This window comes from Chitinophaga dinghuensis (assembly GCF_003259435.1).
GTDB classification, from domain to species: Bacteria; Bacteroidota; Bacteroidia; order Chitinophagales; family Chitinophagaceae; genus Chitinophaga; species Chitinophaga dinghuensis.
Genome location: NZ_QLMA01000002.1, coordinates 107076 through 122958, shown reverse-complemented (window position 1 = coordinate 122958; position 15883 = coordinate 107076). Strand labels below are relative to the sequence as shown.

The 15883-nt window shown below is 44.4% G+C and carries 11 protein-coding genes and 1 tRNA gene; 7 read left to right on the top strand and 5 right to left on the bottom strand.

Annotated features, from left to right (window positions below; genetic code table 11):
- Window positions 1–98 precede the first annotated feature (98 nt).
- The 3 genes from infB to CLV59_RS05695 all read right to left on the bottom strand — a co-directional run bounded on the left by infB (window position 99) and on the right by CLV59_RS05695 (window position 5554).
- Entirely contained in the window at window positions 99–3734 is a 3636-nt protein-coding gene (gene infB, locus CLV59_RS05705; RefSeq protein ID WP_245950814.1) for a translation initiation factor IF-2, read from the bottom strand.
- Window positions 3735–3825: 91 nt separating this feature from the next.
- Window positions 3826–5073 carry a transcription termination factor NusA gene (gene nusA / locus CLV59_RS05700; RefSeq protein ID WP_111591057.1) on the bottom strand — a complete coding sequence of 416 codons (1248 nt, stop codon included), beginning with the start codon at window positions 5071–5073 and terminating at the stop codon, window positions 3826–3828.
- Window positions 5074–5089: 16 nt separating this feature from the next.
- The gene (locus CLV59_RS05695) at window positions 5090–5554 is read right to left on the bottom strand and encodes a ribosome maturation factor RimP (protein ID WP_245950812.1); all 465 of its coding nucleotides are present in this window, start codon (window positions 5552–5554) and stop codon (window positions 5090–5092) included.
- Between the two features lie 260 nt (window positions 5555–5814).
- Between CLV59_RS05695 and CLV59_RS05690 the strand changes: the two genes are divergently transcribed.
- Window positions 5815–6060, top strand: a complete 246-nt coding sequence (locus CLV59_RS05690; protein WP_245950810.1) for a DUF4834 family protein — start codon at window positions 5815–5817, stop codon at window positions 6058–6060.
- Between the two features lie 30 nt (window positions 6061–6090).
- Here CLV59_RS05690 and CLV59_RS05685 read toward each other — a convergent pair whose 3' ends face one another.
- Window positions 6091–6717: an HAD family hydrolase gene (locus CLV59_RS05685; protein ID WP_111591055.1), complete on the bottom strand. Its 627-nt coding sequence runs from the start codon at window positions 6715–6717 to the stop codon at window positions 6091–6093.
- 144 nt (window positions 6718–6861) lie between these two features.
- Here CLV59_RS05685 and CLV59_RS05680 point away from each other — a divergent pair.
- The 3 genes from CLV59_RS05680 (at window position 6862) to CLV59_RS05670 (ending at window position 8909) form a co-directional block, all read left to right on the top strand.
- A tRNA-Ile gene (locus CLV59_RS05680) sits at window positions 6862–6935 on the top strand.
- Between the two features lie 140 nt (window positions 6936–7075).
- On the top strand, window positions 7076–8365 hold the full coding sequence (locus CLV59_RS05675) for a flavin monoamine oxidase family protein (protein WP_111591054.1): 1290 nt from the start codon (window positions 7076–7078) through the stop codon (window positions 8363–8365).
- A 91-nt stretch (window positions 8366–8456) separates the two neighbouring features.
- Entirely contained in the window at window positions 8457–8909 is a 453-nt protein-coding gene (locus CLV59_RS05670) for a macro domain-containing protein (RefSeq protein ID WP_111591053.1), read from the top strand.
- A gap of 2 nt (window positions 8910–8911) precedes the next feature.
- Here the strand turns inward: CLV59_RS05670 and CLV59_RS05665 are convergent, their stop codons facing one another.
- Window positions 8912–9649, bottom strand: coding sequence for a CPBP family intramembrane glutamic endopeptidase (locus CLV59_RS05665; RefSeq protein WP_111591052.1), 738 nt, complete (start codon window positions 9647–9649; stop codon window positions 8912–8914).
- Between the two features lie 327 nt (window positions 9650–9976).
- On the opposite strand from CLV59_RS05665, the gene CLV59_RS05660 reads away from it, so the two are divergent.
- The 3 genes from CLV59_RS05660 (at window position 9977) to CLV59_RS05650 (ending at window position 15876) form a co-directional block, all read left to right on the top strand.
- On the top strand, window positions 9977–10579 hold the full coding sequence (locus CLV59_RS05660; protein WP_111591051.1) for an RNA polymerase sigma factor: 603 nt from the start codon (window positions 9977–9979) through the stop codon (window positions 10577–10579).
- Window positions 10580–10652: 73 nt separating this feature from the next.
- Window positions 10653–11843, top strand: a complete 1191-nt coding sequence (locus tag CLV59_RS05655) for a FecR family protein (RefSeq protein ID WP_111591050.1) — start codon at window positions 10653–10655, stop codon at window positions 11841–11843.
- 280 nt (window positions 11844–12123) lie between these two features.
- Window positions 12124–15876, top strand: a complete 3753-nt coding sequence (locus CLV59_RS05650; protein WP_245950808.1) for a SusC/RagA family TonB-linked outer membrane protein — start codon at window positions 12124–12126, stop codon at window positions 15874–15876.
- The last annotated feature ends 7 nt before the right edge of the window (window positions 15877–15883 follow it).

Sequence of the window (15883 nt, the reverse complement as noted above, 5' to 3'; positions counted from 1 at the left end):
TAACAAAAGTTTAGATTAGCCTGGAAAAAAGGATGACAGGTTAAAAAAAATGCAGCGAAGTTGACCTTCGCTGCATTTAAGGATATTGAAAGGAGATCTTATAAAGTTCTCTTCACTTCTACTTCTTCGAAACCTTCTACGATATCTCCAGGGCGGAGGTCGTTGTAGTTACGGATACTCAGACCGCATTCCATGTTGGTCGCTACTTCTTTCACGTCATCTTTATAACGTTTCAGAGAGCCGAGGTCTCCGGTGTATACTACGATACCATCGCGAACGAGGTTTACTCTGGTATTTCTGGCTAGCTTGCCATCGAGTACGAAGCAACCAGCCACTGTAACCTTGTCGAATTTGTATGTTTCGCGGATTTCCACGTTGCACACCACTTTCTTTTCGATTTTTGGTTCCAGCATCCCTTCCATGGCGCTTTTGATTTCTTCGATAGCGTCGTAGATGATGGAGTAGTTGCGTATTTCGATGTTTTCTTTTTCTGCCAGTTTTGCTGCCTGGGAAGACGGACGTACCTGGAAACCGAGGATGATTGCATCGGAGGCGGTAGCCAGCAGGACGTCTGATTCTGTGATCTGACCCACTGCTTTGTGTACGATACTGATAACGATTTCTTCTGTAGAAAGTTTCTGCAGGGAATCGGACAGTGCTTCCACGGAACCATCAAAGTCAGCTTTGATGATGAGGTTGAGCTGTTTAAAGTTACCCAGTGCCAGACGGCGGCCGATTTCATCGAGGGTGATATGTTTCTTGGTACGGATACCTTGTTCGCGAACGATCTGAGCTCTGCGGTTAGCCACTTCTTTAGCTTCGGATTCGTTTTCGTACATTTTGAATTTCTCACCTGCCTGAGGAGCGCCGTTCAGACCCAGTACCTGTACTGGCATGGATGGGCCGGCTTCTTCCATTTTCTGGCCACGTTCGTTGAACATTGCTTTGATTTTACCGTAGTAAGAACCGGATACGATGGTATCGCCTTGACGGAGTGTACCATTTTGTACCAGGAGGGAAGCAACGTAACCGCGACCTTTATCCAGGGAAGCTTCGACGATAGAACCGGAGCCTTCGCGGTTAGGGTTGGCTTTCAGTTCGAGCAGTTCGGCTTCCAGGAGGAGTTTCTCGAGGAGGACGTCGATGTTCAGACCGCTTTTAGCGGATATTTCCTGGCTTTGGTATTTACCGCCCCAGTCTTCCACCAGGAGGTTCATACCTGCCAATTGTTCTTTAATTTTTTCCGGGTTAGCTCCATCTTTATCCACTTTGTTGATAGCGAATACCATAGGGAGACCGGCAGCCTGAGAGTGGGAAATTGCTTCTTTTGTCTGAGGCATGATGGCGTCATCTGCAGCGATCACGATAACCGCGATATCTGCGGCTTTCGCACCACGGGCACGCATCGCAGTAAATGCTTCGTGACCTGGGGTATCGAGGAAGGTGATTTTCTTACCGCCGCTGGTGGTTACCTGGTAAGCACCGATGTGCTGGGTAATACCTCCGGCTTCACCTGCCACTACGTTCGCGTTGCGGATATAGTCGAGCAAGGAAGTTTTACCGTGGTCAACGTGACCCATGATGGTAACGATCGGAGCGCGTGGTTCCAGATCTTCTGGATCGTCTGCAACTTCTTCCTCTTCGTTTTCTTCTACTGCATCGAGGCCGATGAATTCTACTTCGTAGCCAAATTCGCCAGAAACGAGTTCGATTACTTCCGCATCGAGGCGTTGGTTAATGGACACCATGATACCGAGGCCCATACATTTAGAGATTACTTCGGCGAAGCTTACATCCATCAGGTTGGCCAGTTCGCTCACGGAGATGAACTCGGTTACCTGGAGTTTGCTGTTTTCAGCGCCTTCGTTTGCTCTGATGTTGGCTCTTTCCTCGCGTTTTTCACGGCGATGTTTGGCTTTCATTTTGTTACCGCCTCTACCACCAGACAGTTTAGCCATTGTCTCCTTGATCTTATTCTGGATTTCGTTTTTATCGATTTCCTTTTCTTCAGGAGTACGGTTATCTGGGCCGCGGTTGCCAGCGCCATGACGGTTGAATCTGTCTTGGCCTGGTCTGTTATTGAAGTTGCCGCCTTGTCTGTTTTGGTTATGGCCTTGACCGCCGCCTTGTCGGTTTTGACCGAATCCGCCACCTTGGCGATTTTGACCATGTTGACCACCTTGACGGTTTTGGCCATGTTGGCCACCGCCGCCTTGACGGTTTTGTCCGTGCTGACCTTGGCCTTGGCCTTGCCCTTGTCCCTGACGGTTTTGACCGTGTTGATTGCGGTTGTCTCCACCATGCTGGCCACCTTGGCGATTGTCGCCATGTTGTCCGCCTTGGCGGTTAGGACGGTTGCCGCGATCATGAGGGGGGCGATCGCCGGTACCTTGACCTTCTTTGCGTTCGCCATCTTTGAAATCGCGAGGCTGGATAGGTTCAGGTTTCTTTTCAACGATGATGCGCTTACGTTTCCGTTTTTCGTCGCGATCTCTGTTGAAGTTAGATTTGTTATTATCTCTTCTGTCAGATTGCACTGGCAGTTCGATTTTGCCGATTACTTTAGGGCCGGTTAATTTTTCGGCCTGGATATTTTCGATAACGGCGCCGGCTTGTTCATCATTTTGATTTTGTTGAGCTGCGGGAGCCTGGATATTATCTTTGGATTTAGCATCCTCCTTAACAGGTTGTTTAACGGGGATGGCTGTATCCTTAATTGCTGCAGCCGGTTTTGCCTCTTGTAATACTTCTTCCACTTTGTTAACTACAGGTTTATCTTCAACCGGTGCGGCTTTTTCCGTTTTATCTGTCGTATCGGTTTTATCTGTTTTAGCTGATTTCTCAGGTTGAGCTGGGGCGGCGGGCGCTTCTGGCGCTTTCGCTGCTGGTTGCTCAGGTTTGGTTACTACTGGAGCAGCAGGTTTTTCAGGAGCGGGAGCGGCTGCTTGTGGTTTTTCCACAGGGGCTGCTGTTGGTGCTTCTGGTTTTTTCTCTGCAACAGGAGGTGCCGGAGCCGGTTGTTCTTTCGGCTGTTCGGCGGGAGTAACCGGCGCTTCTGGTTTAGGCTGTTCTTTTTGTGGAGCAGGTTTTTTACCAGCACGGTTAACGGCGTCGAGATCAATAGTAGTGATGACGCGAGGGCCGTTAATTTTAGGCGCTTCGGTTTTAACCACTTCCGGTTCGGCAGGCGGTGGCGCCTGAGTTTTAGGAGCTTCCGCCACAGGGGGAGGTGGTGCAACGGGAGGTTCTGTTTTCTCTTTTTCCTTGGCCGGAGGGTTGACAGGAGCTGTTGCCTGAGGCGCCGGAGGAGGAGTTTCCTTGGCGGGTTCAGGTTTAGGTTCTGCCTTAGGAGCTTCTGCTACAGGAGCAGCAGGCTCTTTTTCTTCTTTAGAAGTGTTCTTTTTAGCCGCAGCTTCCGCTTCCTCTTTTTCTTTCTCCTTCTCTTTCTTCTTCGTATCTAACACGCTTCCTTTAGGCAGGGCAATTTGGTCGCTTTTGCGTTTATTGGCCTTATCCTGTTGGAATTCCGACTGCAGCGCTTGGTACATAACAGCCGTGAGGCGGGCATTTGGCGAACCAAAGCCACCCATGTCGAAGCCTTTATTGGAAAGATAGTCTATGAGGGTTTCTTTACCAATATTAAACTCTTTGGCTGCGGCAAGCAATCGTGGTGTGTTGTTTGTTGTTTCAGGCATATCGTATTTCGGGCCTCCCCTGTTTCCCGTTTCTTCCAAACGGGTTGTTTTTTTACGTTTAAACAATAACTCGAAAAATCCAATTCCCCTTCTAATAAGCCCTTTACCTGGGAAGGGTTCTGGCTGGGCTTTATTCTTTGTCAAACTCTTCCTGCAATATTCTTCTTATATCCTGCACTGTCTCTTCTTCCAGATCTGAACGGCGAACCAGTTCTTCTGTTGTCAGCTCCAATACGCTGCGGGCAGTATCACAACCTATGCGCTTCAGTTCATCTATAATCCATCCTTCGATTTCGTCAGAGAATTCTTCCAGATCGATATCGAATTCGGCTTGTTCTTGTTGTTCATCGCGGAACACGTCGATTTCATATCCGGTGAGTTCGCAAGCGAGTTTGATATTTACACCTTTTTTACCGATGGCGAGAGACACTTGGTCTGGCGCGAGGTAAACGGAGGCATATTTATTTTCGTTATCTACTTCCATTCGGCTGATTCTGGCAGGTGTTAACGAGCGTTGAATCAGGAGTTGGATATTGGCAGTAAAGTTAATGATATCGATATTTTCGTTTCTCAGTTCACGAACGATACCATGTATACGGCTACCTTTCATACCAACGCAGGCGCCCACTGGGTCGATGCGGTCGTCATAAGATTCTACTGCTACTTTGGCTCTTTCACCAGGTTCGCGAACGATTTTCTTAATAACGATGAGACCATCAAAGATCTCAGGGACTTCAATTTCGAGCAATTTAGCCAGGAAGGATGGATGTGTACGGGAAAGAATGATGAGTGGGGCATTATTCTTCATTTCCACTTTTTTCACCACCGCTCTAACGTTTTCCCCTTTCTTGAAATAATCAGTGGGGATTTGTTCGGCTTTTGGCAAAATTAATTCATTCCCTTCATCATCAAGCAATAAAACTTCTTTTTTCCAAACCTGGTATACTTCGCCGGTTACAATTTCACCAGCTTTATCAGCATATTTCTTTACGAGAATATTCTTTTTGAGGTCGCCGATGCGGGCAGACAGCGTTTGTTTTGCTGCAAGGATTGCGCGGCGGCCGAAGTCCAAAATTTCTACTTCTTCGTAGAGGTCTTCCCCGATTTCCAGGTCTTTCTCAATGCTAACTGCTTCAGAATAAGCGATTTGTGCATTTTCGTCCTCCACTTCACCGTCTGCTACAACCAGGCGGCGGCGTAATATTTCAAGGTCTCCTTTTTCGGTATTTACAATGACGTCAAAGTTCTCATCAGAGCCATACTTTTTCCTCAGCAGCGTTTTGAACACATCTTCCAAAACCTTCATCAACGTAGGACGGTCAATGTTTTCCGCCTCCTTAAACTCGCTGAATGACTCAATCAGGTTAATACTAGCCATGTTTATTTATTATATTTTAAAACACGATGCACACTTTCGTGTGTTTGATTTCAACAAAATTTATATCGGTTGATTTTTTCTCTTTTTTCTTACCAATCTGCTCCTCGATCGTTATTCCCTCCTCTGTAACCGTCTGTAGGGTCCCTTCTTTACTGCTGCCATCCAGCAGGGTCACCTCTACTTTACGGCCAATATTTTTTACATATTGTCTGTGCAGTTTGAGTGGCTCTTCCAGGCCAGGAGAAGAAACTTCCAGCGAAAAATCGTTGTTAGGAAATAATGCAGCTTCTTCCAGCAATGGATAGAGCGCACGATTAAAAGATACCAGTTTATCCACTGGTACGCCTTTATCTCCGTCTAAAAAGAGCTTAATATTATTGGTAGGCTTAATTCTGATTTCTACCAGAAAATTATCGGGATCATTTGCCAGCAAGCCTTCTGCCAGTTCCCGGATAGCTGTTATCACGTGTTCGTTTGCCATACAAAAAGCGCGAAGGGGCCGATATCTCGTCCCCTTCGTTTGAATCATTTTTCCTACGCAAAATTAGGATTTTATTTTTATTGTACCACTATTTATTTTATTTAACTGTTAATTTCCCAGGGAGATATCGTCTCTTTATTTTGATATAACCATAAATTATAATTCGTATGGTGATGTCAGAAGTTAAAGAAAACTTAAAATGACCATGAAAAAGAGAGGTCGGAGTAGATTAACTGCTACCTTTGATTACTATGTTGAAGATGTTACTTTATATAATTCTTTTTGTATTTCTGTACCAGGTGATATTTAAAGTGGTCATCCCGGTATACAGAGCTACCAGAGCTGTGCGTAAGCAGATGGCGGATATGCAGGAGCATATGCGTCAGCAATATGAGCAACAGCAAGGTTCACAACAGGGGTATAATACGCCCCAGGAACCAGAAGCCTCCCGTCCTACCCCGAAAGTAGACAAGGGCGACTACATCGATTTTGAAGAAATTAAATAAAAAAACCTCACGAAGCCGTGAGGTTTTCTTTTATACGGCCATCGGCCTGAAAATATCCAGAATAGTTTTTGGAGGTAGTAAGTGGATGGTATGTAATCCCACTTTTTTCGCCGCCTCAATGTTTGGAAGGGTATCATCAATGAATACCGTCTCTCCTGCTTTCAACCCATTTTCCTGCAATACGACTTCATAGATTTCCGTTCCCGGTTTGCGTAAACCCACCAGATGGGAATAGTATGTCTTATCGAAAAACTCGGCCAGAGAGGGGATTCCCCTGCTTTCCATTAATATTTGATTGAATCTCTCCAGATGAATGGCATTGGTATTACTGAGCAGATACAGATTATATTGTTGTCTTAATTGTTGCAGTAGTTGGAGTCGCTGTAACGGAAAATCCAGCAGCATAGCGCACCAGGCGTCAATTATTTGTTCATCGGTTACTCCTGCAGGTACATGCTTGTGCATTTCCTGGAGGAAGTCTGCGGTAGAAATATGCCCGGTTTCCAGATTGTCGAACAGATGTGAGCCTTTAAACTGGCTGTATAATTCATGAAAATTAGTCACGCCCAAGGCGATGAAGGCATCATTCGTCTTTTGATAATCGATATTCAGAATTACCCCGCCGAGGTCAAAAATGATATTTTTAATTCCCTGCATATATACTCCTTTACTACAAAGAAAGTGGATTTTCTTAAAGTGTAGGCGTTTGAGTTAGACCATACAAAATATTTTTAGGTTAATTGAATAAAATAATTAATTTTGCCGTCCCTCGAAAGAAGGGAATTTGCGTTCTTCGGAACAGCTCCTATAGCTCAGTTGGTTAGAGCACCTGACTCATAATCAGGGGGTCACAGGATCATGCCCTGTTGGGAGCACAGAGAAAAACGGTAGTCTTTTGCAGGCTACCGTTTTTTATTTTGACCCGAAATATACACCAGGAGCTCCCGGAAATACCCACATCATTTAACCTGCTCCCTACTATCTAAATCCTTACTTTGCTACATCAATACAAACCATGAAACATCCAGACGTAATTATTATTGGGGCAGGCGCCGCAGGATTAATGGCTGCTTATACGCTTATAAAGGCGGGGCAGGCGGTTACAATATTAGAGGCGCGCGATCGTATTGGTGGTCGGATACATACATTGGATAACGTTGAACTTGGGGCGGAATTCGTTCATGGGAATTTACCGGTGACATTGGAATTATTGCAAACAGCAGGGATTCCCTATTCCCAAACACAGTTTAAGATGGCACGTTCCAGGGATGGCGCATTCCAGGAAGGTAATGACGCCGTTACTGGCTGGGAGACCCTAATGGAGAAAATATTTCAGCTGGAAAAGGATATGCCTTTGAGGGCATTCCTGCAAACACATTTCGCCACAGAGGAATATGCCGACCTGCGCAATCATATCGAAGGGTTTGTGAATGGATACGATACCGGAGAGGTAGATGATATCAGTACTTTCGCTGTTCGAAATGAGTGGAGTAGCGAAGATGACGAAGCTCAATATCGTGTAGATACCGGTTATGGAAAGATGATACAATTTCTTGCCGATGCGGTATTGGCTGCAGGAAGTGAAATACACTTGAATAAAATTGTCAGAGAAGTACGTTGGCAAAAAGACAAAGTTGTCATCTCCACAACGGATGATCATACTTATAATGCAACCAAAGTGATCATTGCGCTGCCATTAGGAATACTACAGGCGCCTGTGGAAGAAACTGGCGCTGTTATTTTCAATCCGGCAATTCCTGCACAGAAAATGGCGTGGCAAGATATCGGCTACGGATCTATTATAAAAATATTGCTGGAATTCCAGTCGCCATTCTGGACAGAAAATAAAGCATTTAATGCGCCTGGTAATAGCCCTTCTACTACCGTGTTGGTAACTTCCAGGGAACAAGTACCAACCTTCTGGACACAAACATCCATTGATAGCCCGCTGCTCACTGGCTGGCTCGGCGGACCGCCAGCTTTTGCAAAGAAGGACTTGCCGGCGGCAACTATATTGGAATTGACGTTACAGTCGCTGGGAAATATCTTCCATATTTCTCCGGAACAACTCCAACATAATCTCAAGAACTGGCATGTGGTTAATTGGACGGTGGACCCTTTTACCAGAGGGTCTTATGCTTATAGTAAAGTGGAAAGTGTGCAGGCGAGAGTGCTGCTGTCAGAGACAGTTGAACGAACCATCTATTTTGCAGGCGAATACCTGTATGATGGCGCTGCCATGGGGACTGTTGAAGCTGCACTGAGCAGTGGAAAGGAGGCGGCGGACTTAATTTTAGCGGAGTAGAAACAGGGGGAAATTCAAATAGCGTGAAGTTATTTTTATTCCTAACTACCTACCTTCGTTCACTCATCTATTCGTAAAACTGAAAAACCTCATGATCCAATACACCACAGGAAACCTCCTCCAGGCTACTACTGAAGCCTTAGTAAATGCTGTTAACACCGTAGGCGTTATGGGCAAAGGAATTGCACTACAATTCAAAGAAATATTCCCTGAAAATTTTAAAGTGTATAAGCATGCATGTGATGAAAAATTATTGGATGTTGGCCAAAATCTTGTAGTGCCTGTATCTGGGGAGACAAACGTAAAATGGATCATTAACTTTCCTACAAAGAAACACTGGCGGCATCCGTCGAAAATGGAATACATTACTGCTGGCCTGGATGACTTGGTGAAGGTAATCGCGCAATACAAAATACAGTCGCTTGCCTTACCCGCCTTAGGGTGCGGGAATGGCGGACTACATTGGGATCAGGTGAAGCCCCTGCTGGAAGAAAAGCTGGGACATTTGCAGGATGTAACGATTGTTGTCTACCTACCTATCTGATTTTATTTCACCGCATTTGCCACCAATATCATCACATTGCTAAAATTGTGAAACACTACTGGTAATACCAATGACCCGCTTTGGACCCGAATCCAGCCAAACACCATTCCACTGATAAAGGCATAACAGAAATTGCCGGTGTTGAAATGAAAGGCAAAATGATGGGTGATAGAAAAACTATGGCCCAGGGCAAAAAGTATAGAAATGATCCATAAGTCGAGCGTGAGTCCGAGGAACTTTACAGATACACGGTTTAAGGCTGATTGTAAAAGTGCTAAAAGGAATCCCCGGTACAGGAGTTCTTCCTGTAAGCCAGGTAAAGTGGCCTGATATAAATATCCTTCAAATGTTACTGCCTCTTTGGTGGAAGAAAAATAATTTCCGCCCGACTTGGCGAGCACCAGTAAGATCCCTGCTATCATCACTCCCCGTAGTGTAGCCATGTCTACATACCATCTTAATCCTACCAATTCTGTACTAACAGTGCGTTTTAGCAATAGTAGATAATATGCCAAAGAGACTACTATCCCCAGTATTTTCCCCAGCCAGTTAAATCTTATTTCCGGCGCCAGTCTGACCTGGAGTATTCCGCCCCATTCCAGCGCCATTTCTGTTGCGGTGAAGAGTAGGACAAAATGCAATAAAAATAGCCATGATAATTTTATATCAGGACGACGAAGTATGAGTAATAAGGGAAGTAATGAAATCAAACAGGAAAAGATAGTGGCAGAAATGTTCATAGTGTCTGAATAATTTGGTTGATATTTTTAGGGGTATATATTATAAAATTTCGACAGATAAATCCTGCTGCAACGTAAGCGTTTTACACCTGACAAATATATCTTTTCAGGGAATATCTCATTGTTTTTTATTTCGCCAATTGCGGACAGGACTTGATTCTCTGCATATTCTGTTGATTGTTGGGCTAAAAAAAGATAGTCGAACTTATCTGGATCCCCGATTCGTCGATTTACACTACTGAATGGTTGCTTGACAAGAAAAAAAGCTTTAGTTTTATCGCTAACCGGATAGTAATCCGATAGCTATAATTTTTGTAGTACTGCCATTTGTCAACTAAAAGCATATATAACGAACGAAGCCTGTTACTGCGGGCATCCAGAGGGAACCGAGAAGCATTTACTGAATTATATTCCCTCCACCTGGATGCTGTAACGCAGTACATCCATCTATTTACCAGGTCCCAGGATGAAACCGATGAAATCATCCAGGACGTGTTTGTTCGCATTTGGGAACAGCGGGAGAAACTCGCAGAAATCACCTCTTTCCAATCCTATATTGCCAAATCGGCCAGAAACAGATTACTGGATCAGATCCGCCATCAGCAGGTTAGAAAAGCCGCCATTGTGGATTTGCAACAAAGAGAAGCCGACGCAGAAACTCCGGAAGACATCTGGAACTATCGTTATATCTATGAAAAAGTACAGCGACAAATAGCTGCCCTCCCGACTCAATGTCAACATGTTTTCCGCCTGAGCGTGGAAAAAGGTCTGAGTCTGGACGAAATTGCCGCAGAACTCCAGATTTCGAAATCCGGGGTGAAAAATCAGTTGTACAAAGCCCAAAAGCTGGTACGTCAATGTTTTGAAGAAAAAGATACCATCGCTTTTCTGGTTTTTATCCTCTCTCTCCCCTCCTTTTATTCGTTCTAAAAATTTTTTTTTGATCGGACGTGTCCTTTTGATTTCCTGAAACGTCCTTTAACCAGGACACTTATTCCAGGTTATGACTAAGGAACAATTAGATACCTTTTTGAAAGACTACGCTACTGGTAATTACTCTCAGCAGGAATACCAGGCATTCCGCCACTGGATGGCTTCTGCCTCCCTAACGGAACAACAGGAAGTACTGGATAAATATGGTGAAGAATTGTTCGTGATCCCGGGAAAGCCTTCTATGGATCTGCGTCGTATAGCCATGATAGAAAGTGCCCTCGATGAAGCTGACTGGGAAAAGGAGGAATCATCCGCTCGTATTGTCACTTTTCGTAGATGGTGGGCGGCTGCGGCAGTTCTTGTTTTAATGGGCGCCGGAACAGCGCTGATGCTGCATCAGCATAAGGTAAAACCGGTGGCTGTTGCTCAAAAACAAGATGTGCCTCCTGGAAAAGACGGAGCGGTACTCATTCTGGGAGATGGCTCCAAGGTGGTGCTGGACAGTCTGGGTAACGGTATCGTAGCGCATCAGAATGGTGCAAGTGTAGTCCTGGATAGTGGGAAAATTGGCTATGCACTGGCAGGAGGAGATGAAAACAGAGAGCCACAGTTTAATACACTGACCACTCCAATAGGCCGCCAGTTTAAGGTGGTACTGCCAGATGGAACCACTGTATGGCTGAACGCACAGAGTTCTGTGAAATACCCTACCTTCTTTAAAGGGGATGATCGTATTGTGGAAGTTAGCGGAGAAGTATATATGGAGGTAGCACAAGATGAAAAGCATCCGTTTAAAGTGAACATTAAACGAGCAGATAAACATACAGCGCTTGTAGAAGTTTTAGGAACACATTTTAATATTAATGCGTATCCGGATGAAAGCTCCTGCAAGATTACCCTGGTACAAGGGGCTGTGATGGTATCTGCACCGGAAAATAAGAAGAAAGAGTTATTAAAGCCAGACCAACAGGCTTCTATATCCGAAACACAACAAATTAGTATTCAATATGCTAATACCGAAAGTGTAACAGCGTGGAAGAATGGTTACTTCGATTTCGAAGAGAATGATCTTCCAATGCTAGCACGCCAATTGACACGGTGGTATGGCATCGAAACCAAAATCACAGATAAAGTATCAGATACAAGGGTCGGCGGTAAAATTAGCAGAAACCTGATGTTAGCAGATATGATTAAAGTGCTGAATCAGGCGGGTGTAAATTGTCGCATAGAAGACTATAATAAACTAGTATTTGTCCCTTAGTCTGCCCTATTCTATTATTATTTGAGTCAGTTGTTTAGTTTATGAAGAAGTAAGTAGCATGAAATCTATATCAGCCAAATGAGGATACCTGTTGCCATACACGTATGGGAGAAATAGTGTCATCTCACTAATTATTTAATATTTAAACAGTTAATACGGAACAGACAGTCATGAAAAACCGGAAGTGTTAGGACCACTCCCGGTTAAGGTTTGAATGACGCTGGTCGAATGAAACCATTTTTTTAAACAACCAATTAAAACAATCAAACTAATGCAATTTATGCAAAAAAATGCTAATTGTAGTTGGTATGCTATGCCCGGAAACGTAGTGCCGGTCGACTCGCACCACGGGTCCGAAACCTGTGGGAATGTAGAGGGCGCGGTATGGGTAGATCGGCAAATCCCGGCAAAGGGAGTGGGTACCGGACTAAGAAAACTGCTGATTACCATGAAACTGACAGCGTTAATTATCCTAGTATCTATTATGCAGGTAGCGGCGGAAGTAAGGGCTCAGAATATCACATTCAGCGCTCAGAAAGTTAGTCTGCATAAAGTATTTGCTGCTATTGAGAAGCAGACAGGATATCTGGTTTTTTATAAGAAAGATGTGCTACAGCGTTCACATGAGATTTCTGTGAATGCGAAGGACCTGCCGTTGGGCACTTTCATGGAAGAAGTGTTGAAAGATCAACCTATCGACTATGAAATGATGTCTAAAACCATCATTCTGACTGTTAAAAATGAAAGAGAGACCGCCGCAGGTAGCTCTGTTCAACAACAGGTGCCACGTTCCGGTAAGGTAACCGATAAGAAAGGTAATCCTTTGATCGGTGTATCCGTGCAGGTGAAGGGTATGTCTCGCGGTGTGATCACTGGTGCAGACGGACACTTCTCCATTACAGCAGGGAATAATGATATCCTGATATTTAATTACATCGGCTTTAAACCTCATGAACTGGCTATTGGCGATAAAACGATCTTCAATGTAGTCATGGAAGAGAATGTTTCTGGTCTGAATGAAGTAATCGTTACCGGTTACCAAAGTGTGGCTAAGAAACTGTTTACCGGTTCTGCTACCAATATCTCCGGTGCAGAAGTAAAACAAGATGGTGTTCTGGATGTAAGCCGTATGCTGGAAGGTAAAGTAGCCGGTGTTTCTGTACAGAACGTATCTGGTACTTTCGGTGCGGCTCCTAAAATCCGCGTAAGAGGCGCTACTTCTATTTCCGGTGAAAACAAGCCACTGTGGGTTATCGACAACGTTGTACTGGAAGATATCGTGAATATTAGTAACGATCAGCTCTCCAGTGGTGATGCATTGACCCTCATCGGTTCTTCTGTTGCTGGTATCAATGCGGATGACATCGAATCTTTCACTATCCTGAAAGATGCGGCGGCTACTGCGCAGTATGGCGCCCGTGCGATGAACGGCGTAGTGGTAATCACCACCAAGAAAGGTCGTGCAGGAAATACTACAGTTAACTATAACGGTAACTACTCTACGTTCCTGAAACCTAGCTACGATAACTTCAACATCATGAATTCCGCAGACCAGATGTCTGTTTATGCGGAACTGGCCCGTAAAGGTAACCTGACATCCTCTATCGCCAACGGTAACAACGGTGGCGTATATGCGAAGATGTATCAGATGCTGAAACAATATGATGAGACAACCGGTAAATTTGGCCTGGAAAATACACCAGAAGCAAGAGCTGCGTTCCTGCAACGTTATGCTAAAGCCAATACTGACTGGTTTGGTCTGCTGTTTAAAAACTCTTTCGTACAGGAACACTCACTGAGCATTTCTTCAGGTACTGAAAAAGCACAGCATTATATCTCCCTGGGTTATTATAATGATAATGGTTGGTCTATTGCTGACCGCGTAAGCAGATATACTGCGAACATCAACGGTACTTATAACCTGACCAATCGTCTGACTGCGAAAGTAATTGTTAACGGTTCCATTAGACAGCAACGCGCTCCTGGTACTCAGGGTAGATCAAGCAACGTGGTAGAAGGCGTTTATACGAGAGACTTCGATATCAACCCTTATAGCTACGCACTGAATACCAGTCGTACTATGACAGCTTACGATGAATTCGGTAATCTGGAATATTTTAACCGTAACTACGCTCCGTTTAATATCATCAACGAGCTGCAGAACAACTCTATCAACCTGGACATGTTGGATACAAAAATCCAGGGTGAACTCGGTTATAAAATTTCCAAAGATTTCAACTTCAGAACAATTGGAGCTGTTCGTTTCGTAAAGACCACCCGTGAGAATTTAATCACTGAGAATTCCAACATGGCACTGGCTTACAGATATGCGCCTAACTCCACTGTAGCTGCAAACAATCCTTTCCTGTACCTGGATCCTGATCATCCTGAAAATACAGTTAAACAACCTGTATTACCTCAAGGTGGATTCTATAACAGAAACGATGATAAACTGGTTAACTATTATGTTCGTAATCAGCTCGATTTTCATCGTGATATCAACGAAAAACATAGTGTGAGCGCGTTCCTGGGTCAGGAGATCAAATATACTGACCGTCAGAATAGCTATTCCAATGGTTATGGTTACCAGTATGATAAAGGTGGTACTCCATTCACTGACTACCGTATCATCAAAATGCTGCTGGAAGGTGGATATAACTACTACGGCATGAATCTGCAGTACGACAGATATGCTTCTTTCTTCGGTAACTTCAGCTACGGCTATGATAACAAATATGTATTCCAAGGTACCCTGCGCTATGATGGTTCCAATAGAATGGGCCAATCCAGCAATGCTCGTTGGCTCCCAACCTGGACTTTAAGTGCTGCGTGGAACCTGGATCAGGAAGAATTCCTGAAATATCTGGATCACCTGAGCTTCCTGAAACTCCGTGCTTCTTACGGTCTGACTGCAAGTATCGGTAGTGCTACCAACTCCAGCGTAGTATTCCAGAATAACTCAGCTGTTCGTCCAAGACTCTCAGAAGTAGAACCAAGAATCGAAATCGATCACCTGGAGAACGCTGAACTCACCTGGGAAAAACAATATGAAGCCAACGTCGGTATTGACGCAGGTTTCTGGGGTGATAAACTGAGCGTTTCTGCTGATTTGTATCAACGTAATGGCTTTGATCTGATCAGTGCCCTGCGTACTTCTGGCATCGGTGGCGAAGGTACCAAACAAGCCAACTATGCTGATATGAAGTCTTATGGTGCGGAAATCACTATCGGTGGAAGAATCATTAAAACCAAAACCTTCAACTGGTCTACTAACCTGACATTTGGTTTTAATAAGAATAAAATCACCAACATGAAAAGCAAGCCACGTATCTACGATCTGATCGTTCCTGAAGGTGGCGCTATGGAAGGTCATGCAGTGCGCGGATTGTATTCTATCAATTTCCAGGGTCTGGACAGTATCGGTAAACCGAAGTTTATTGATGAAAATGGTAAACTTGCTAATGGCGTATACGTTCAGAGCACCAATAAAGACTACCTGATCTATGAAGGTTCTGTTGATCCTACCATCACTGGTGGTTGGAATAACACTTTCAACTATAAAAACTTCACCCTGAATTTCTTCTTCTCTTACCAGGCAGGAAATAAAATCAGATTGAATAATGCATTTGCACTGAACTATTCAGATGCTGATGCGATGCCAAAAGAATTCCTCGACAGATGGACATTACCAATGGATGAAAAGGCTACCAATGTACCTTCCATTGCTGACTACCTGACACGTAACAAAGTTGGTTCTGTTTATCCATGGACCGTTTATAACTATACTTCCGGTCGTGTGGCAGATGGTAGCTTCGTTCGTCTGAAACAATTATCCCTGGCTTATAACCTGCCAACAAGCATTGCTAAACTGATCCGTGCAAACAACGTAGCAGTGAAATTACAAGGCAATAACCTCTGGCTGGTGTATGCTGATAAAAAGCTGAAAGGTCAGGATCCTGAATTCTTCACCTCTGGTGGTGTGGCACTTCCTGTTCCAAGACAATTCACTTTCACTTTAAAAGTTGGATTCTAATTGTGAT

What these genes read in the sequence shown, in the direction of transcription:
- nusA (WP_111591057.1), bottom strand. Translation starts at nt 5,073, where the DNA reads ATGGCTAGTATTAACCTGATTGAGTCATTCAGCGAGTTTAAGGAGGCG.
- CLV59_RS05695 (WP_245950812.1), bottom strand. Translation starts at nt 5,554, where the DNA reads ATGGCAAACGAACACGTGATAACAGCTATCCGGGAACTGGCAGAAGGC.
- CLV59_RS05690 (WP_245950810.1), top strand. Translation starts at nt 5,815, where the DNA reads ATGTTACTTTATATAATTCTTTTTGTATTTCTGTACCAGGTGATATTT.
- CLV59_RS05685 (WP_111591055.1), bottom strand. Translation starts at nt 6,717, where the DNA reads ATGCAGGGAATTAAAAATATCATTTTTGACCTCGGCGGGGTAATTCTG.
- CLV59_RS05675 (WP_111591054.1), top strand. Translation starts at nt 7,076, where the DNA reads ATGAAACATCCAGACGTAATTATTATTGGGGCAGGCGCCGCAGGATTA.
- CLV59_RS05670 (WP_111591053.1), top strand. Translation starts at nt 8,457, where the DNA reads ATGATCCAATACACCACAGGAAACCTCCTCCAGGCTACTACTGAAGCC.
- CLV59_RS05665 (WP_111591052.1), bottom strand. Translation starts at nt 9,649, where the DNA reads ATGAACATTTCTGCCACTATCTTTTCCTGTTTGATTTCATTACTTCCC.
- CLV59_RS05655 (WP_111591050.1), top strand. Translation starts at nt 10,653, where the DNA reads ATGACTAAGGAACAATTAGATACCTTTTTGAAAGACTACGCTACTGGT.
- CLV59_RS05650 (WP_245950808.1), top strand. Translation starts at nt 12,124, where the DNA reads ATGCAAAAAAATGCTAATTGTAGTTGGTATGCTATGCCCGGAAACGTA.